The sequence below is a fragment of the Hylemonella gracilis genome, from assembly GCF_004328645.1.
In the GTDB taxonomy this organism is placed as follows: Bacteria; Pseudomonadota; Gammaproteobacteria; order Burkholderiales; family Burkholderiaceae_C; genus Hylemonella; species Hylemonella gracilis_B.
On record NZ_CP031395.1, the window covers coordinates 212,672 to 229,196 of the forward strand.

19 protein-coding genes and 1 tRNA gene are annotated in these 16,525 nt (G+C 64.1%); 13 read left to right on the forward strand and 7 right to left on the reverse strand.

Annotated elements, in window-relative coordinates:
- Positions 1-188: 188 nt before the first annotated feature.
- Genes DW355_RS01005 through DW355_RS01020 form a run of 4 tightly spaced genes read right to left on the reverse strand, consistent with a single transcriptional unit; the run spans position 189 to position 3,861 of the window.
- A complete protein-coding gene (locus DW355_RS01005) occupies positions 189-1,169 on the reverse strand; it encodes a Bug family tripartite tricarboxylate transporter substrate binding protein (RefSeq protein ID WP_431733224.1) in 981 nt (326 codons plus the stop codon).
- A 29-nt stretch (positions 1,170-1,198) separates the two neighbouring features.
- The gene (pcaF, locus tag DW355_RS01010) at positions 1,199-2,419 is read right to left on the reverse strand and encodes a 3-oxoadipyl-CoA thiolase (protein ID WP_131277183.1); all 1,221 of its coding nucleotides are present in this window, start codon (positions 2,417-2,419) and stop codon (positions 1,199-1,201) included.
- Positions 2,420-2,465: 46 nt separating this feature from the next.
- On the reverse strand, positions 2,466-3,113 hold the full coding sequence (locus DW355_RS01015) for a 3-oxoacid CoA-transferase subunit B (RefSeq protein WP_131277186.1): 648 nt from the start codon (positions 3,111-3,113) through the stop codon (positions 2,466-2,468).
- Between the two features lie 31 nt (positions 3,114-3,144).
- Positions 3,145-3,861 carry a 3-oxoacid CoA-transferase subunit A gene (locus DW355_RS01020; RefSeq protein WP_131277189.1) on the reverse strand — a complete coding sequence of 239 codons (717 nt, stop codon included), beginning with the start codon at positions 3,859-3,861 and terminating at the stop codon, positions 3,145-3,147.
- Positions 3,862-3,954: 93 nt separating this feature from the next.
- On the opposite strand from DW355_RS01020, the gene DW355_RS01025 reads away from it, so the two are divergent.
- Together DW355_RS01025 and DW355_RS01030 are read left to right on the forward strand one after the other, a co-directional pair.
- Positions 3,955-4,764 (forward strand): IclR family transcriptional regulator domain-containing protein, encoded by an 810-nt coding sequence (locus tag DW355_RS01025; RefSeq protein WP_131277191.1) that lies wholly within the window; start codon positions 3,955-3,957, stop codon positions 4,762-4,764.
- Between the two features lie 7 nt (positions 4,765-4,771).
- Entirely contained in the window at positions 4,772-5,233 is a 462-nt protein-coding gene (locus tag DW355_RS01030; protein WP_131277194.1) for a DUF1841 family protein, read from the forward strand.
- A 150-nt stretch (positions 5,234-5,383) separates the two neighbouring features.
- Here the strand turns inward: DW355_RS01030 and DW355_RS01035 are convergent, their stop codons facing one another.
- Positions 5,384-6,064 carry a c-type cytochrome gene (locus tag DW355_RS01035; protein WP_207388056.1) on the reverse strand — a complete coding sequence of 227 codons (681 nt, stop codon included), beginning with the start codon at positions 6,062-6,064 and terminating at the stop codon, positions 5,384-5,386.
- Positions 6,065-6,211: 147 nt separating this feature from the next.
- Here DW355_RS01035 and DW355_RS01040 point away from each other — a divergent pair, with 147 nt between their 5' ends.
- The 9 genes from DW355_RS01040 (at position 6,212) to DW355_RS01080 (ending at position 11,869) form a co-directional block, all read left to right on the forward strand.
- Entirely contained in the window at positions 6,212-7,063 is an 852-nt protein-coding gene (locus DW355_RS01040) for an AAA family ATPase (protein ID WP_131277197.1), read from the forward strand.
- A gap of 100 nt (positions 7,064-7,163) precedes the next feature.
- A complete protein-coding gene (locus DW355_RS01045; RefSeq protein ID WP_131277200.1) occupies positions 7,164-7,385 on the forward strand; it encodes a hypothetical protein in 222 nt (73 codons plus the stop codon).
- 45 nt (positions 7,386-7,430) lie between these two features.
- Positions 7,431-8,060, forward strand: a complete 630-nt coding sequence (locus DW355_RS01050; RefSeq protein WP_131277203.1) for a GNAT family N-acetyltransferase — start codon at positions 7,431-7,433, stop codon at positions 8,058-8,060.
- Between the two features lie 39 nt (positions 8,061-8,099).
- Entirely contained in the window at positions 8,100-9,302 is a 1,203-nt protein-coding gene (locus DW355_RS01055) for a vWA domain-containing protein (RefSeq protein WP_131277206.1), read from the forward strand.
- A gap of 105 nt (positions 9,303-9,407) precedes the next feature.
- A tRNA-Arg gene (locus DW355_RS01060) sits at positions 9,408-9,482 on the forward strand.
- 71 nt (positions 9,483-9,553) lie between these two features.
- Complete coding sequence (locus DW355_RS01065; protein ID WP_131277209.1) at positions 9,554-9,793, forward strand: AbrB/MazE/SpoVT family DNA-binding domain-containing protein; 240 nt, start codon at positions 9,554-9,556, stop codon at positions 9,791-9,793.
- Positions 9,794-9,834: 41 nt separating this feature from the next.
- On the forward strand, positions 9,835-10,263 hold the full coding sequence (locus DW355_RS01070; RefSeq protein ID WP_131277212.1) for a type II toxin-antitoxin system VapC family toxin: 429 nt from the start codon (positions 9,835-9,837) through the stop codon (positions 10,261-10,263).
- Between the two features lie 291 nt (positions 10,264-10,554).
- A complete protein-coding gene (locus tag DW355_RS01075; RefSeq protein ID WP_131277215.1) occupies positions 10,555-10,878 on the forward strand; it encodes a metal-sensitive transcriptional regulator in 324 nt (107 codons plus the stop codon).
- Positions 10,879-10,972: 94 nt separating this feature from the next.
- Entirely contained in the window at positions 10,973-11,869 is an 897-nt protein-coding gene (locus tag DW355_RS01080; protein ID WP_131277218.1) for a 5'-nucleotidase, read from the forward strand.
- On the opposite strand, the gene queC is transcribed toward DW355_RS01080, so the two are convergent.
- Positions 11,866-12,564: a 7-cyano-7-deazaguanine synthase QueC gene (gene queC, locus DW355_RS01085; protein ID WP_131277221.1), complete on the reverse strand. Its 699-nt coding sequence runs from the start codon at positions 12,562-12,564 to the stop codon at positions 11,866-11,868. The genes DW355_RS01080 and queC overlap by 4 nt on opposite strands.
- Before the next feature lie 37 nt (positions 12,565-12,601).
- Entirely contained in the window at positions 12,602-13,147 is a 546-nt protein-coding gene (locus DW355_RS01090; RefSeq protein ID WP_131277225.1) for a hypothetical protein, read from the reverse strand.
- 409 nt (positions 13,148-13,556) lie between these two features.
- Between DW355_RS01090 and DW355_RS01095 the strand changes: the two genes are divergently transcribed.
- Together DW355_RS01095 and DW355_RS01100 are read left to right on the forward strand one after the other, a co-directional pair.
- Positions 13,557-14,585, forward strand: coding sequence for a TRAP transporter substrate-binding protein (locus tag DW355_RS01095; protein ID WP_131277228.1), 1,029 nt, complete (start codon positions 13,557-13,559; stop codon positions 14,583-14,585).
- 53 nt (positions 14,586-14,638) lie between these two features.
- A complete protein-coding gene (locus DW355_RS01100) occupies positions 14,639-16,513 on the forward strand; it encodes a TRAP transporter large permease subunit (protein ID WP_131277231.1) in 1,875 nt (624 codons plus the stop codon).
- Positions 16,514-16,525 lie beyond the last annotated feature (12 nt).

Here is a 16,525-nt window from a genome sequence, read left to right on the forward strand (position 1 = left end):
ATGACCAGCCATGGGCAACCCTGGCTTGCCCGCTTTCAGAAAAAACATCGCCACGTGCTGCTCCTCGTTGGGCTGCAGTGTTGGACAAAGACCGGACCGGTGCAAGCCGAAACCGGGAAATCACTTTTTCGGTGGACGCAAAAAACTTGCAGGTGCACGGACTGCACGGACGCGCCCCTGATCTGGCATCAGTCCACGCTGGCGCCGGATTCCTGGACCACCCTGCGCCACTTGATGGCTTCGGCGGTGATGAAGGTGTCGAACTGCCGGGGCGTTTCGTAGACAGGCTCGGCGCCGAGCTCGGCCAGTTTGGCCTTCACCTCGGCCCGGGCCATGACCTTGCCCAGGGCGGTGTGCACAGTCTGAATCACGGCCGGGGGCGTCTGGGCCGGCGCGAACAGGCCGAACCACGAGGTGGCCTCATACCCCTTGACGAACTCGCCGATGGACGGCGTGTCCGGCAACTCGGGCGCGCGCTTCGGCGTCGTCACGGCCAGGGGCACCAGCTTGCCGGCCTTCACGTGGGGCAGGGCCGAAGGCATGTTGTCGAACATGATGTCGATCTGCCCGCCCAGCAGATCGGACATGGCCGGACCGCTGCCCTTGTACGGCACGTGGGTCATGTCCACCCGGGCCAGGGACTTGAACAACTCACCCGACAGATGCACCGACGTGCCGCTGCCCGAGGAGCCGAAGTTCACCTTGCCGGGATGGGCCTGGGCGTAGGCGATCAGTTCGGGCACAGTCTTGTAGGGCTTGTCCGGGTGCGCGACCAGCAGATTGGGCACGTTGGCCACACGCGAGATGGCCGCCATGTCCTTGATCGGATCAAAACTCATCTTCTTGTAGAGAAAAGGGTTGATGGTTTGCGTGCCCACCGCGCCCATGTACAGCGTGTAGCCATCCGGCGCCGACTTCACCAGGAAGGCTCCGCCGACGTTGCCGCCCGCGCCGGGCTTGTTGTCCACGATCACCGACTGCTTGAGTTCATCGCCCAGATGCTGACCGACCACGCGCGCCAGGATGTCGGTGGCACCGCCCGCCGCGAAGGGCACGACGATGGTGATGGGTTTGTTCGGGTAGGTCTGGGCCTGGGCCAGGCCGCAGAACGCGAGCAGAGAGGTCACGCACAGCGTTGCGAGGCGCGCCCGGTGCGAGGTCAGTTGCATGCACATGTTGTCTCCTTGTAAAAATACGATCAGACTTTTTCGAGCACGACCGCGATGCCCTGGCCGACGCCAATGCACATGGTGCACAGGGCGTAGCGCCCGCCGCGCTGGTGCAGCTGGTTGACAGCGGTGGTCACCAGGCGCGCGCCGCTGGCACCCAGCGGGTGGCCGAGCGCGATCGCGCCGCCCCAGGCGTTGACGCGCGCGTCATCGTCCTTCAGTCCCAGTTGGCGCAGCACGGCCAGGCCCTGAGCTGCGAACGCCTCGTTGAGTTCGATCACGTCGATTTGGTCCAGCGTCAGTCCGGTCTGCACCAACACTTTTTGCGTGGCCGGCGCGGGACCCATGCCCATGATGCGGGGGGCCACGCCGGCGGTCGCCATGCCAACCACGCGCGCGCGCGGCGTCAGGCCGTGGCGGGCGGCGGTCTTTTCGTCGGCCAGCAGCAGCGCGCAGGCGCCATCGTTCACGCCGCTGGCGTTGCCCGCCGTCACGGTGCCATCGGGGTTGACCACCCCCTTGAGTTTCGCCAGGGCTTCGAGGCTGGTCTCGCGCGGGTGCTCATCCCGGTCCACCACGATGGCCTCGCCTTTCTTCTGCGGGATCGTCACCGACGTGATTTCGCGCGCCAGGTGTCCGGCCTTCTGCGCGGCCACGGCCAGCAATTGGCTGCGCAAGGCCATTCGGTCCTGGGCTTCGCGCTCGATCTTGAAATCGGTCGCCACGTTCTCGGCCGTCTCGGGCATGGCGTCCACGCCGTACTGCGCCTTCATCAGCGTGTTGACGAAGCGCCAGCCGATGGTGGTGTCGTACACCGCGTTGGCGCGGCTGAAGGCGGATTCGGCCTTGGGCATCACGAAAGGCGCGCGGCTCATGCTCTCCACGCCACCCGCGATCATCAACGTGGCTTCACCCGACTTGATGGCGCGCGCCGCGCTGCCCACGGCGTCCAGGCCCGAACCGCAGAGGCGGTTGATGGTCGCACCCGGCACCTCGATGGGCAGGCCCGCCAGCAGCAAGGCCATGCGCGCCACGTTGCGGTTGTCCTCGCCGGCCTGATTGGCGCAACCGTAGAGCACGTCACTCACCGCACCCCAGTCCACCCGGGGATTGCGCGCCATCAGGGCCTTGAGCGGGATCGCACCCAAGTCATCGGTGCGCACGGAGGACAGCGCGCCGCCGTAGCGACCGAAGGGAGTGCGGATCGCGTCGCAGATAAAGGCCTGGTGGCTGGTGGTTTGTTGACTCATGAAGAAATCTCCTCGCTTTGTGTCTAGGGGCTGCGCGTGCGACGCTTCAGGCTGTTGCGATGGGCTGGCCCACCATGTTCTCGAGTTCGGCATGGCTCAGGCCCTCCACCTTGTCGATCAGCTTCAGGCCCTCGGGCGTGCACGCGAACGTCGCAAGCTCGGTATAGACACGCTTGACGCATTGCAAGCCTGTCAGCGGATAGCTGCATTGGCGCACGAGCTTGCTCTCGCCCTTCTTGGTCAGCAGGTCCATCATCACCCAGGTCTGCTTGGCGCCGATGGCCAGGTCCATGGCGCCGCCCACGGCGGGGATGGCGCCGGGCTCGCCGGTGCTCCAGTTGGCAAGGTCGCCCGTGGTGCTGACCTGGAAGGCGCCGAGCACGCAGATGTCCAGGTGCCCGCCGCGCATCATCGCGAAGCTGTCGGCATGGTGGAAGAAGGCCCCGCCCGGCAACAGCGTCACCGGCTGCTTGCCGGCGTTGATGAGGTCATAGTCCTCCTGCCCCGGAGTCGGCGCGGGCCCCATGCCCAGGATGCCGTTCTCGCTCTGCAAGATGATTTCCATCCCGGTGGGAATGTGGTTGGCCACCAGCGTGGGCTGGCCAATGCCGAGGTTGACCACCGCGCCATCCGGAATGTCCTGGGCGATGCGTAGCGCGATTTCGTCTTTGCTGCGTTTTTGATAGCTGCTCATCGTCATCTCCTGTGTTCGACTTCAGTCACTTTCAGGCCGCCTTCTTGAACCCGCCGGCCTGCGTCGCCACGCGCGCGATCTTCACGACCTTGCTGACGAAAATGCCGGGAGTCACGATGGCCTCCGGGTCGAGCTCGCCCAGTGCCTTGACCTCGTGCACGGTGGCGATGGTCTGCTTGGCCGCCATGGCCATCACGGGGCCGAAGTTGCGCGCCGCCATGCGGTAGGTCAGATTGCCCCAACGGTCACCGGCTTCGGCCTTGATGAGGGCCACGTCGCCGTGGATGGGGTACTCCAGCACATAGTGCCGCCCGTTGATCTCCCGCGTCTCCTTGCTGGAGCCATCCTTGTTCTTCGCGATCTCGGTGCCATAGCCCGTGGGGCAGAAGAAGGCGCCGATGCCCGCGCCGGCCGCGCGCATGCGCTCGGCCAGATTGCCCTGCGGCACCAATTCCAGTTCCAGCTTGCCATCGCGGTACAGCCCATCGAACACATGGCTGTCCGCCTGGCGCGGAAAGCTGCAGATGATCTTGCGCACGCGCCCGGTCTTGAGCAGCGCGGCCAGGCCAGTGTCGCCGTTGCCCGCGTTGTTGTTGACCACGGTCAGGTCCTTCGCGCCCTGCGCGATCAGGCCATCGATCAGCTCCGCAGGTATGCCTGACGTGCCGAAGCCGCCAATCAGCACGGTGGCTCCATCCTTCACATCGGCCAGTGCGTCCGCCACCGAGGCGACGATCTTGTCGATCATGGAATTGCTCCTCTTTGATGATCCGAGTATGTTCGCCTAAAGAACATTTGTTCGTATAATGAATTCTAGACCAGCTGCCTACCCTGCCCTGTCATGCCACCCGCCCAGCCCGCGACACGCCCCGAGACTCAGCGCCCCGGCGACAGCTACGTGCAGTCCTTCGCGCGCGGGCTGGACGTCATCCGATCCTTCAGCGCGCAAGCGCCTGCGCAAACGCTGAGCGAAGTCGCCGCGCGCGCCGGCCTGACCCGCGCGGGCGCGCGCCGCATCCTGCTCACGCTGCAGACCCTGGGTTATGTGGAAAGCGACGGCAAGCTGTTCCGCCTGACGGCACGCATCCTGGACCTGGGCTTTGCCTACCTCTCCTCCATGCCCATCTGGAGCCTGGCCGAACCGGTCATGGAAGCGCTGGTGGAAGAAGTCAAAGAATCCTGCTCCGCCGCGGTGCTGGACGGCACGGACATCGTTTATGTGCTGCGCGTGCCCACCCACAAGATCATGCGCAACACCCTGGGCATCGGCTCACGCCTGCCGGCCTACTGCACCTCGCTGGGCCGCGTGCTGCTGGCCGAGCTGGACGATGCCCAGGTGCTGCACCGCCTTGAGGCAAGCCCGCCCCGGGCCATGACCCGCCACACGACGACCGAGCCGCAAGCCCTGTTGGCCAAGATCCAGCAAGTGCGCAAGCAGGGCTGGAGCCTGGTGAACCAGGAACTGGAAGAAGGACTGCTCTCGTTGGCGGCCCCCATTCGGGGCCGTGCGGGCCGCGCCATCGCGGCGCTCAATCTGAGCGGCCAAGTGAACCGCACCAGCGCCAAGGTCGCGCAGGAGCAATTGCTGCCCCCCCTGCTGCGCGCCGCCCAGACCCTGAGCGAACGGCTGCGCCTGGGCCAGACGGGATAATCGCCCCATGTTCCAGCCCTCCCATGCCGACGTGCGCCGCTTCTTCTGCGCCGTCTACGCCAAGTCCCGCGCAGGCCAGCCGATGGAAGCCATCGAGCAGCTCGCCAGCCAATGGATCAACGAACACCCCGAGTACCACGCCGACCTGGCCGACGCGGACACCGCCGTCGCCCAGGTGTATGAGGGGGGCTACGCCGCGCAGCCAGACGGCACGCACGGGGCGTCCATGAACCCCTTCCTGCATCTGTCCATGCACCTGTCCATCAGCGAACAGAGCAGCATCGACCAACCCCGTGGCATCCGCCAGGCCGTCGAGCTGCTGGCGGCGCGGCGCGGCGACCTGCACGCCGCTCACCACGACGCCATGGACTGCCTGGGCACCATGCTGTGGGAAAGTCAACGCGCAGGCCGCGCGCCCGATGGCGAGGCCTACATCGCCTGCGTGCAGCGCAAGGCAACACGAGACTGAGGGTGGAGACAGGGAGACACCGCGGTTCGCTCACGGCGTGCGGACCGTCACCCAGACGGCAGCGCGCGCTGCCACTCTCAGAACACACACACAAAAAACCAAGAAAAAAAGCCGCTCGATGAGCGGCTTTTTTGTGGGGGTAGGAACAGCTCAGCGGAAGCGGCTTTCCGGCACCGTCTTCACGTCGCCCGGCAGGCTGCTGATGTAGTTGGCCAACTCCTTCAGCTCGGCATTGCTGAATTGCTTGGCGATGCCGCCCATCACGCCATTGGCGCGGCCCCAGGTCGCGTGCGGCTCGGTCTTGTAGGACTTGAGCGCCACGAACAGGTAGTCCGCCGGCTGGCCCGCCACCTTGGGATAGCTGCCGTCGATCGGCTTCGAGAAGCCCTCGCCGTGGCAGGAAACGCAGGCGCCCTTGGTCAGCAGCTCGGTCACCTTGGCCGACGGAGCCGGCGCGGCCGTGGCGGCCACCGCCAGGTTCTGACCGTGCGCGGCGTAATAGGCCGCCAGATCGGCGATGTCTTGTTCGCTCAGGCTCTCGGCGATGCCACGCATGGACGGATGGCGACGATCGCCCTTCTGGTAGGCGTGCAAGGCGGCCGAGATGTAGGGGGCGTTCTGCCCCGAGATCTTCGGCACTTGGTACACCTCGGGGAACGTGGCCTTGTAGCCCGGGATACCGTGGCAGCCGATGCACATGGCATTCTTCTGCTCGCCCGCCTTGGCGTCACCCTTGATCTCCTGGGCAGACACGGAGGCAGCGGAAAAAGCCGTCACGCCCGCGACAAGCAGGGAAGAGAGCGCCAGCGCCAAATTCTTGAGGTTCTTCATTTTGCGAGGACAATCAGCCTGTGGTTGAATCGTTCGGCGGCGATTATATCTGCGGGCTCCGCGCCCGCGCGCCAATCGCGGCTCGTGCGGTACGCGCCGCGTCACGTCACGATCCCCCGGCTTGCCCCTTGCACCCATGACCCACCCATGAAATTCCAAGGCTCCAAGAACTACGTCGCAACGCCGGACTTGATGCTCGCCGTCAACGCCGCCCTCACCCTGAAACGCCCTCTGCTCGTCAAGGGCGAGCCCGGCACCGGCAAGACCCTGCTGGCCGAGGAAGCCGCCAAGGCGCTGGGCATGCCGCTGCTCGAATGGCACATCAAGAGCACGACCAAGGCACAACAGGGCCTGTACGAGTACGACGCGGTCAGCCGCCTGCGCGACAGTCAACTGGCGGGTGCGGGGGATGACCAGGTCAAGGACATCAGAAACTACATCGTCAAGGGCGTGCTCTGGCAGGCTTTCACGGCCGAGCAGCCCGTGGCCCTGTTGATCGACGAAATCGACAAGGCCGATATCGAGTTCCCCAACGACCTGCTGCGCGAGCTCGATCGCATGGAATTCTGGTGCTACGAGACGCGCGAGCTGATCAAGGCCAGGCACCGCCCCCTGGTCTTCATCACCAGCAACAACGAAAAGGAACTGCCCGACGCCTTTCTGCGTCGCTGCTTCTTCCACTACATCAAGTTCCCCGACGCGGAAACGATGAAGCAGATCGTGGCCGTGCACTTCCCCACCCTCAAGCCGGACCTGCTGAGCGCCGCGCTCAAGACCTTCTTCGACCTGCGCAACCTGCCGGGCCTCAAAAAGAAACCCTCCACCTCCGAGTTGCTGGACTGGCTCAAGCTGTTGCTGGCCGAGGACATCCCCCTCGATGCCTTGCACAGCCAGGACGACAAGGTCATCGTGCCCCCGCTGGCAGGCGCCTTGCTCAAGAATGAACAGGACGTGAACCTGTTCGAAAAACTCGTCTTCATGCAGCGCCACAACCGCTGAAGCAGCCCTGTCCGACCACCCCAAGCGGGGGGCGGACACCCAAGGGCGCAAACGCGCCCGGACGCGCGCCACCCCACCCCGAACCCACGAAGGAATACCCATGAGCCCCCAGTTTCGCCAGGCATTCAAGGAAGGACTGGCCGACGCCGCCGGCTTCGTCATCGGCGCCCTGGCTGGCTGGGGCCTGGGCCTGCTGCTCGGACTGGATTTCTTCTCCGCGCCCGGTGCCTACGGCTGGCGCGAGATTGCAGGGCTGGTCCTGATCGCGCTGGGCTGTGGACTGGGCAAGACCGTGGCACGCCGCGTCATCGCCGCACGCTGACACACCCTACCCCCACTTCTTCATTGATCAGGAGCAACAAGCACCATGGCGTTTGTCGAACCCGTCACCTTCCGCGGCCTGCATGTCCGGCTGGAGCCCCTGGCCCAACGCCACCACGACGATCTGGTGGAGGCCGTGCAGGACGGCGAACTCTGGAAGCTCTGGTATACCAGCGTGCCCACGCCCGAGGGCATGAAGGCGGAGATCGACCGGCGGCTCGGCCTGCAGGCCCAGGGCAGCATGATGCCCTTCGCCATCGTGCTGCCGGACGCGGCCTGGGCGGGCGACCTGGCCAACCGCGCCGTCGGCATGACGACCTATATGCACATCGACGCGACGAACCGGCGCGTCGAAATCGGCAGCACCTGGTACCGCCGCGCCGTGCAGCGCAGCCCCATCAACACCGAATGCAAGCGCCTGCTGCTGGGCCACGCCTTCGAGGCACTGAACTGCATCGCCGTGGAGTTCCGCACTCACTGGTTCAACCAGGCCAGCCGCGCCGCCATCGAACGCCTGGGCGCCAAGCTTGACGGCGTGCTGCGCAGCCATCAGATCAACCCACATCCGGACGCCAAGGGCACATTGCGTGACACCTGTGTTTACAGCATCATCGCGAGCGAATGGCCTGCGGTGAAGGCGCACTTGGACTACCAGCTAAGCAAGCCGCGAGGCTGATCTGCAGACAGGCGTATCGCAACGCCAGAAGGGCGCACCATGCTCATCGACTTCTTCTACACCCTGCGCGCGGCCAAGCTGCCGGTCTCGGTCAAGGAGTACCTGACGCTGTTGGAGGCGCTGAAGGAAGGCGTAGTCGGCCCGGCGTCGGGGGACGGGGAGACCGGCGGCTACAAGATCGATGACTTCTATTACCTCAGTCGCGCCACGCTGGTGAAAGACGAGAAGCACTACGACAAGTTCGATCGTGCCTTCTCGGCCTACTTCAAGGGCTTGGAACTGCGGGCCGACTTCACCCAGGACATTCCCCTGGATTGGCTACGCAAGAACCTGGAGCTCCACCTCAGCCCAGAAGAAAAGGCCGCGATCGAGAAGCTGGGCTGGGACGAACTGATGGAGACGCTCAAGAAGCGCTTCGAGGAACAGAAAGAACGCCACGAAGGCGGCAACAAGTGGATCGGCACCGGCGGCACCTCGCCATTCGGCGCCAATGGCTACAACCCGCAGGGCGTGCGCATCGGGCAGGAAAAGGGCCGCAACAAGAGCGCGGTCAAGGTCTGGGACCAACGCGCCTACAAGGACTACGACGACAGCCAGGAGCTCGGCACACGCAACATCAAGGTGGCCTTGCGGCGCCTGCGGCGCTTCGCGCGCGAGGGCAACGAACTGGAACTGGCGCTGGACGACACCATCCGTGCCACGGCGGCCAACGCCGGTTACCTTGACATCAAGCTGGTGCCCGAGCGCCACAACAACGTGAAAGTGCTGCTGCTCATGGACGTGGGCGGCACCATGGACGAGCACATCCAGCGCGTGGAAGAATTGTTCAGCGCGGCCAAGGCCGAGTTCAAGCACCTGGAGTTTTATTACTTCCACAACTGCGTCTACGACTTCATGTGGAAGAACAACCGCCGTCGCTTTGGCGAGAAGTTCCCGACCTGGGACATCATCCGCAAGTACAACAAGGACTACAAGCTCATCTTCGTCGGCGACGCGACCATGAGCCCCTATGAAATCGTCCAGCCTGGCGGCAGCGTCGAGTACTACAACGAAGAGGCAGGGGCGGAATGGCTGCAGCGCCTGACCCAGGCCTTCCCCAAGTTCGCCTGGATCAACCCCGAACCGCAGGGCGCCTGGCAATACCGTCAGAGCATTTCCATCGTCCAGCAGTTGATGAACCAGCGCATGTACCCACTGACCCTGCGCGGACTGGAAGAAGCAATGCGCCTGCTGACGAAATGATGGAACGCCACCTGCCCTTCCCCCTTGAGGGGGAAGGGTTGGGATGGGGGTGAACTGATGCGGCCGTCGGCGACGGAGGCAAAGGCCATAAAATGGCCTGCTTCCGCCGCCGTAGTTCAATGGATAGAACGAGCGCCTCCTAAGCGCTAGATACAGGTTCGATTCCTGTCGGGGGCGCCAACGCCTATAAGCCGCGCTCGTCACGAGCCCCTTGTCGAGCCTTCACACAGCCCACCTCTACGCTTAAGCCCATGAACCTTCAAGCCTCGAAATGGGACCACAGTCTGGCCCTGCGCCTGCCCGAGGAATTCGTGCGCCAGCACGGCCTGCAGGACGGGGCCCTGCTCCAAGCCGATATCGGCAAGGATGGCACGCTGACGCTCAAGCCCGCTGGCTGGGACCGCGCCGCCTTCGCCGCCGAGCTCGAAGCCGCGCGCGCAGCCATGCCGCCCAGCCGGGCCTCGCTGGAGTCCTTGCGCAGCGGCCCGTGAGCCGATGGCGCACTTGCATCCTTCGTCTTAGGCCCTGACCGATGATCTACGTCGACACCACCGTCATTGCTGCCCTGCTGATGCAGGAACCCAACAGCGCTTCCGCCGCCGGCTGGTACGCCGCCAGCGAGGATGAGCTGGTCTCCAGCGTGTGGACCATGACCGAGTTCAGCCAAGTGCTGGGCTGGAAGCAGCGCAGCCAGCAACTGAATGCCGAACAGGCGCGCGCGGTCTGGGACCGCTTCCAACGCCTGATCGGCAGCGACCTGCGCCTGCTGCCGGTGGACGCGCTGGATCATCACCGCGCCGCCCAGATGGCCCAGGACCCGGCGAACCAGCTGGGCGCGGCCGAGGCCCTGCACCTGGCTTGCGCCGAGCGCGCGGGCGCCAAGGGGGTGGCCACGCTGAACGAGACACTCGCTCGTCAAGCCCAGAAGCTCAAGCTCAAGCCAGTGCCCCTGACGGCATGAGCACTGGGTCGTGCGACCCAGACCACCGCGCTTTTGTATCGACCCGTATCGGTTTCTCACATAGTCGACACGAGACCTCCCAGCCTGTCGACCGCTCCGATACAAAGCTACAAACTCATACAAATCGCCCACCCCTGAACGTGGTGCGGGCCACTTGCATCCGGCACACTGCGGCCACTGCCACTCGCCCTCCGGCACCGCATCCGACCTGGACAATCAGGTTCTGCGCGCGGCCTCGAGTTACCGAGCGGTGTCTTGTTATTGGGCGCGCAGCCAGTTTCATTTCACACCATGTCCAGAACCGCCACCACTCCCCGGAAAACATCCTCTGCGCGCAGCAGCGCCACCGACACGCGCTCCGAACATCAGAAGGATGTGATCAATCGCCTGCGCCGCATCGAAGGCCAGGTCCGTGGCGTGATCGAGATGATTCAGACAGAACGCAGCAACGAGGATCTGGCGCTGCAGATGTCCGCCGTGCGCAGGGCCATGGACAAGGCTTTCTATCGCCTGATCGCCTGCCATGTCCAGGAAGCCATCGGCGGCAAGCAGAACGACCCGCGCGTCAAGAAGGAAATCGAGCGCGTCACGCGCCTGCTCGAGAAATTCGGCTGATCCGGAACCTCGCGCCCGCCGCCCCTGGGGGCGCCGCCAAGCGTCGACCAGGGCCAGCCCAAGACGTGTGCACCCGCATGCATAGAATGCATGCATGGCCAACACTCTGAACGGCAAGCTCGTCGTGGCGATTTCGTCACGCGCGCTCTTTGATTTCGAAGAAGAAAACAGCCTCTTCGAGCAAAGCGATGACCGGGCCTACATGAAGTTGCAGCTCGAGAAACTTGACGTTCCAGCCAAGCCGGGCGTGGCGTTCTCAATGGTGCGCAAGCTACTGGCCTTCAACGATGCGCAGGCGCAGCGCGTGGAGGTGGCCATCCTGTCCCGCAATGACCCGGTCTCTGGCATGCGCGTCTTTCGCTCCGCGCAACACTATGGTCTGCCCATCGTGCGCGGCAGTTTCACGCGCGGTCAATCACCTTGGCGCTACCTCAAGCCGCTGCGCGCGAATCTGTTCCTTTCGGCGAACCCGGAGGACGTGCGCGCCGCCCTGAGCGAGGGCTTCGCGGCGGCGACCGTCGCCACCCATTCCGCGCGAGCAGCGGACCGGCACCCGAACGAAGTGCGCATCGCTTTCGACGGCGACGCCGTGCTGTTCGACGACGAGGCCGAACGCGTGTACCAATCTTCGGGCCTGTCCGCATTTCAGCAGCACGAACAGGACAAGGCGCTCACACCGCTTTCCGCCGGCCCCTTCAAGCCGCTGCTGGCCGCCCTGCACCGTCTGCAGCAGGAAGGCACGCCCACCATGCGCATCCGCACCGCGCTGGTCACCGCGCGCAGCGCGCCGGCGCATGAGCGGGCCATCCGCACGCTGATGAACTGGAACATCGAGGTGGACGAAGCCATGTTCCTGGGTGGGCTGGAAAAGGGGGAATTCTTGCGCGAATTCGAGCCCGACTTCTTCTTTGACGACCAGGTCGGCCACGTCAATTCCGCAGCCGAGCACGTGCCGGCCGGCCATGTGGCCAGCGGCATCTCGAACGCCTAGGCCGCCGCGCGATACCGTTCCCAGCCCCGGGCTCGCAACTCGCAGGCCGGGCAATGACCACAGCCGTAGCCCCAGACATGGCGCTGGCCGCGCTCCCCGAGGTAGCAGGTGTGCGTGTGCTCCACGATCAGGTCCACCAGCATCTTTCCGCCCAGCGACTCGGCCAGATGCCAGGTCTCGGCCTTGTCGATCCACATCAGCGGCGTCTCGATCAGCAGGCGCTTGTCCATGCCCAGCGACAGCGCGATCTGCATGGCTTTCATGGTGTCGTCCCGGCAGTCCGGGTAACCGGAAAAGTCGGTCTCGCAGACACCGGTGATCAGTACCTGAAGATCACGCCGATAGGCAACCGCCGCCGCCAGCGTCAGGAACAGCAGATTACGCCCTGGCACAAAGGTGTTGGGCAGGCCGTTGGCCTGCATCTGGAACTCGGTTTCGCGGGTCAGTGAGGTTTCGCTGACTGCGCCGAGTACGGCCACGTCCAGCAGATGGTCCTGGCCCAGTCGGCCCGACCAGTGAGGGTAGGCGCGGCGCAGCTCTGCCAACACGCGCAGGCGAGCGTCGAGCTCCACGGCATGGCGCTGGCGATAGTCGAAGGCGATGGTTTCAACGCGCTCGTAGCGGCTGAGCGCTTGGGCCAGGCAGGTGGTGGAATCCTGGCCGCCGGAGAACAGAACAAGTGCTGACGTGTGCATGCATGGATATTAGGTCATGCATGCACCCGCATCGGACTCACTCGGCCTTTCCGGGCTCCTTGATCTGGGTGGGGGAGTAAGTCAGCACTTCCTTGGCGATGTCACCGGGCGCATTCAGCGGGTCGACCTGGCGGTTGGTCGCCTGCACCGGCGTTTGCGCCTGCTGTTGCGCCGCAAGACTCTGAGCGGGATGGTTCTGCATGAAGATCTCAACCACGCGTGCACTCGCACTCCAGACTGACGCAATGTGGCGCGAGAGAACCTCGGACAGCGGCTCCTTGGGCAACTCTTCCTTTTCAGGCACTTTGAAGGCCTCTTCCTTGCGCAAGGTCCAGTCACGCGAGGAATTGTCAGCGCCGCTGCCTTGTGAGGGATCAGACTGGGCGCCTGCGCTGGCTTGTGCCTGCAGCGCCGGGTTGATGGCGTTGATCACGCCCGGGCTGGGCGCCGCCGCGTCGGGCGCTGGCGGGTTGACGGGTGCGACGGGGGCCACCCTGGCTTGCGGTGCGACCATGACCTCGACGCCCGCAGGCCACAAGGGCGGTCGCTCAAGTACCGTTCGATCAATGCTAGGCAGTTCCATGAATATTCCCCCACCCCCGACCCGCCACCCGAGAGCAATTATTTTTCCATTGGCGTAATTCGGTTTACGGCAGCAAAGACCAAAGCTTAAGGGCTATGTTTGTAACTTTTCTTCTTTTTTTGGAAGTTTTTCCAAATACATGAAGCTCGATCCATTCGATGCAAGCAAAAAACAAACCAATTGCACGCCGCACTCACCACAGATGTGACATTTTCAGCGCCAACAGGATGTTTCGTTCTTGCCTGACGCCCGAGTCAGGAATGCACCGAACGCCTGAAATGTAGACACCCCTGCTCGCCCCGTCATGGTGACAGTACATGCCTGCGGGAAATTCCGTAGGTTTTTCTTTTTATGTATCGATACACTAAATCGATTCACTATAACGATTTACTAACGTAGGAGACAAACCATGACATCCCTTTCTCGACGCCAACTCGTACAGGTGGCTAGTGCCGCTTCCATCGCCGCCGCAACCGGCATTCCCTCGATTTCACGGGCCCAGGCGACCGTGGCGCTGCGCTTCTCATCGTCCATGACGGCCGATGACAACGCGGCCCACTATGTCTGGTACCAGCGCCTGGCGGCCAACCTCAAGGCGGCCGTGGGTGACAAGGTGCGCCTGGACTACTTCCCCAACAGTCAATTGGGAAAGGAAAGCGACGTGGTGCAGCAGGTTAAGGTCGGCGCCATCGACATGATGGTCAGCGGCTCCTCCATCTGGGCCACGGTGCTGCCCGAAATCGGCATGCTGGATCTGGGCTACCTGTTCGACAGCTATGCCCATGCCGCCAAGGTGCTGGATGGCGGTGTCGGCGCCGACCTGAACGACATACTGCAAAAGCGCGTCGGCTGCACGGTCCTGACCTGGGCCTCACACTTCGGCCCACGCAACGTGTACACCAAGACCCAGGTGAAATCGCTCGCCGAGATCAAGGGCCTGAAACTGCGGGTGCTGCCCACGCCGGCCTTTATCGAAACATTCAAGGTCATGGGCGCCATTCCCACGCCCATCCCCTTCGGCGAGCTGTACATCGCGGCGCAGACCGGTGTGGTGGACGGGTTCGAGCATGACGCCGGCACGGTACTGGCCAGCAAGCTCAACGAGGTGACCAAGTCTTGCTGGCAGACCGAGCACCTCTTCGGCCCCATGACCGTGGTTGCCAGCCGCCGCTGTATGGAAAAGATCCCGGCCGAGCTGCGCCCGGCGTTCATGAAAGCCGTGGCCGACTCCACCGCGCAGCAACGAGCCATCGCTTTCGACAAGGCTAGCTCCGCCATCGATGAGCTCAAGAAAAAGGGCATGACTTTCTTTCCCATGGCGTCGGCCGAGCGCACTGCGGTGCGCAAGGAAATGGAAGCCAAGCTCTGGACGGACTTCGGCAAGCAGTACGCCAGCACGGTGCCGCTGTTCGCGGCGGTGAACGCCGCGCGGGGCTGACCCGGACATGACCGAACCCGAGCACCCCTGCAGCCTCTGAAAGAACAAAACGCATGTCGACCGACCTCGCCCTGCCCGCATGGGGCTTTCGCAACGACACCTCGCCAGGACGCTGGCTGGCCGGGCTCACGCGCTGGATCGAATACCTGTCCGGCGCGGTACTGGCCACGAATGTGGTGATGGTGTTCCTCTCCGTGGTGTATCGCTACTTCCTGCACGATCCGGTGGACTGGGCCGAGGAAGTGGCCCGGGCCCTGATGATCGTGCTGGTGTTCTTCGGCGCGGCCACGGTGCTGGCGCGCAGTCAGCACGTGGGCGTCGACCTGTTCCGCAAGGGCTTGCCAGAAAGCTGGCAGCCCGCGCTGGTGCAGTCTGGCCACTGGGTGATTGCCGGCGTGTCGGCCAGCCTGTTCCTTTCTTCCGTGCTGCTGCTGATCGACTCCTACGGCCAGACCACACCGCTGGGCCTGCCGCAGTGGCTGTACGTGTACCCGGTGATGATAGGCAGTCTGTTCATGGCACTTTTCGCCGTGGCCAACGCCCTCAACGGACCCGCGAAGGTCGTTTACGGAACGCTGATCGGCTGCGCGGTGCTGGCACTCACCGTCACCACCTGGAATACGCTGACGCCGGCGCTTGCCATCCCGCACGGTCTTCTGCTCCTCTTCGCTTTCCTGGGCGGGCTGCTGGCGGGCGTGCCCATCGGCTTCGTGCTGGCCTTCGCCTCACTGGTTTACTTTCTATCCGACCCGTCGCTGCCCATGCTGGTGTATTCGCAGCAGGTGATGGCCGGCGGTGACCACTTCGTGCTGCTGGCCATCCCCTTCTTCGTGCTGGCCGGGCTGCTGATGGAAAGCAACGGCATGTCGTCGCGACTGATCGAGTTGCTGCTGCGCATCCTCGGACGCGTCAAGGGTGGCATGGGATTGATCACCATCACGGCAACAGCCTTCTTCTCGGGCGTGTCGGGCTCCAAGCTGGCGGACATCGCGGCGGTCGGCGGCATCGTGATGCCCGCCGTGCGCCGCACCAAGCAGGACCCGAACGAAGCGACCGGGCTGCTGGCCGCCACCGCCGTGATGGCCGAGACCATCCCGCCCTGCATCAACATGATCATCATGGGCTTCGTGGCCAACATCTCGATCGCCGGCCTGTTCATGGCCGGACTGGTGCCGGCAGCCTTCATGGCCGTGACCCTGGGCGTGCTGGCCGTGATCGTGGGCCAGAAGATCAACCCCGACGAGGCCTTCGAACACCGCACACCGATGCTGAAGCTGCTGGGCGGCGCATTGATCGCCATCATCATGGTGGGCATGATCGGCAAGGGCGTTACGTCTGGCATCGCCACCTCTACAGAGGTCTCGGCGTTCGCCGTGGTCTATGCGCTGGTGGTGGGTGGTCTGGCCTTCCGCGAGCTGACGATGCAATCCATCGCGAAGCTGTTCGTAAGGTCGGCTTCAATGGCCGGGGGCATCCTCTTCATCGTGGCCTCGGCGTCCAGCCTGTCGTTCGTCCTCACCATTGAGCAGATTCCGCAAATGGTGTCGGCCTCGATGATCGCCTTTGCCCACGAGTACGGCAGCACCATGTTCATCCTGCTCTCGGTGCTGATGATGGTGATCTTCGGCGCGGTGCTGGAGGGCGCACCCGCGCTCATCATCTTCGGCCCCTTGCTCACGCCCATCGCGGCTCAGTTGGGGGTGAACCCGCTGCACTTCGGTACCGTGATGGTGATTGCCATGGGCCTGGGCCTGTTCGCGCCGCCCATCGGCCTGGGACTGTTCGCGACCTGCGCCATCACCGGCACCAAGGTGAGTGACGTGGCACGACCCATGATGAAGTACCTCGCCGTGCTGGCCGTGGCACTCATCGTGCTGGTGCTGGTGCCTTCGTTCTCGCTGTGGCTGCCCGGCAAACTGGGACTCTAGCCGTATTATCAA

Bases quoted from the DNA above. Each gene is read 5' to 3' on its own strand.
- DW355_RS01045 (WP_131277200.1), top strand. From the start codon at position 7,164: ATGAGCCCCCAGTTTCGCCAGGCATTCAAGGAAGGACTGGCCGACGCC.
- DW355_RS01100 (WP_131277231.1), top strand. From the start codon at position 14,639: ATGTCGACCGACCTCGCCCTGCCCGCATGGGGCTTTCGCAACGACACC.
- DW355_RS01080 (WP_131277218.1), top strand. From the start codon at position 10,973: ATGGCCAACACTCTGAACGGCAAGCTCGTCGTGGCGATTTCGTCACGC.
- pcaF (WP_131277183.1), bottom strand. From the start codon at position 2,419: ATGAGTCAACAAACCACCAGCCACCAGGCCTTTATCTGCGACGCGATC.
- DW355_RS01015 (WP_131277186.1), bottom strand. From the start codon at position 3,113: ATGAGCAGCTATCAAAAACGCAGCAAAGACGAAATCGCGCTACGCATC.
- DW355_RS01095 (WP_131277228.1), top strand. From the start codon at position 13,557: ATGACATCCCTTTCTCGACGCCAACTCGTACAGGTGGCTAGTGCCGCT.
- DW355_RS01075 (WP_131277215.1), top strand. From the start codon at position 10,555: ATGTCCAGAACCGCCACCACTCCCCGGAAAACATCCTCTGCGCGCAGC.
- DW355_RS01020 (WP_131277189.1), bottom strand. From the start codon at position 3,861: ATGATCGACAAGATCGTCGCCTCGGTGGCGGACGCACTGGCCGATGTG.
- DW355_RS01070 (WP_131277212.1), top strand. From the start codon at position 9,835: ATGATCTACGTCGACACCACCGTCATTGCTGCCCTGCTGATGCAGGAA.
- DW355_RS01065 (WP_131277209.1), top strand. From the start codon at position 9,554: ATGAACCTTCAAGCCTCGAAATGGGACCACAGTCTGGCCCTGCGCCTG.
- DW355_RS01025 (WP_131277191.1), top strand. From the start codon at position 3,955: ATGCCACCCGCCCAGCCCGCGACACGCCCCGAGACTCAGCGCCCCGGC.
- DW355_RS01030 (WP_131277194.1), top strand. From the start codon at position 4,772: ATGTTCCAGCCCTCCCATGCCGACGTGCGCCGCTTCTTCTGCGCCGTC.
- DW355_RS01035 (WP_207388056.1), bottom strand. From the start codon at position 6,064: ATGAAGAACCTCAAGAATTTGGCGCTGGCGCTCTCTTCCCTGCTTGTC.
- queC (WP_131277221.1), bottom strand. From the start codon at position 12,564: ATGCACACGTCAGCACTTGTTCTGTTCTCCGGCGGCCAGGATTCCACC.
- DW355_RS01040 (WP_131277197.1), top strand. From the start codon at position 6,212: ATGAAATTCCAAGGCTCCAAGAACTACGTCGCAACGCCGGACTTGATG.
- DW355_RS01055 (WP_131277206.1), top strand. From the start codon at position 8,100: ATGCTCATCGACTTCTTCTACACCCTGCGCGCGGCCAAGCTGCCGGTC.
- DW355_RS01005 (WP_431733224.1), bottom strand. From the start codon at position 1,169: ATGCAACTGACCTCGCACCGGGCGCGCCTCGCAACGCTGTGCGTGACC.
- DW355_RS01090 (WP_131277225.1), bottom strand. From the start codon at position 13,147: ATGGAACTGCCTAGCATTGATCGAACGGTACTTGAGCGACCGCCCTTG.
- DW355_RS01050 (WP_131277203.1), top strand. From the start codon at position 7,431: ATGGCGTTTGTCGAACCCGTCACCTTCCGCGGCCTGCATGTCCGGCTG.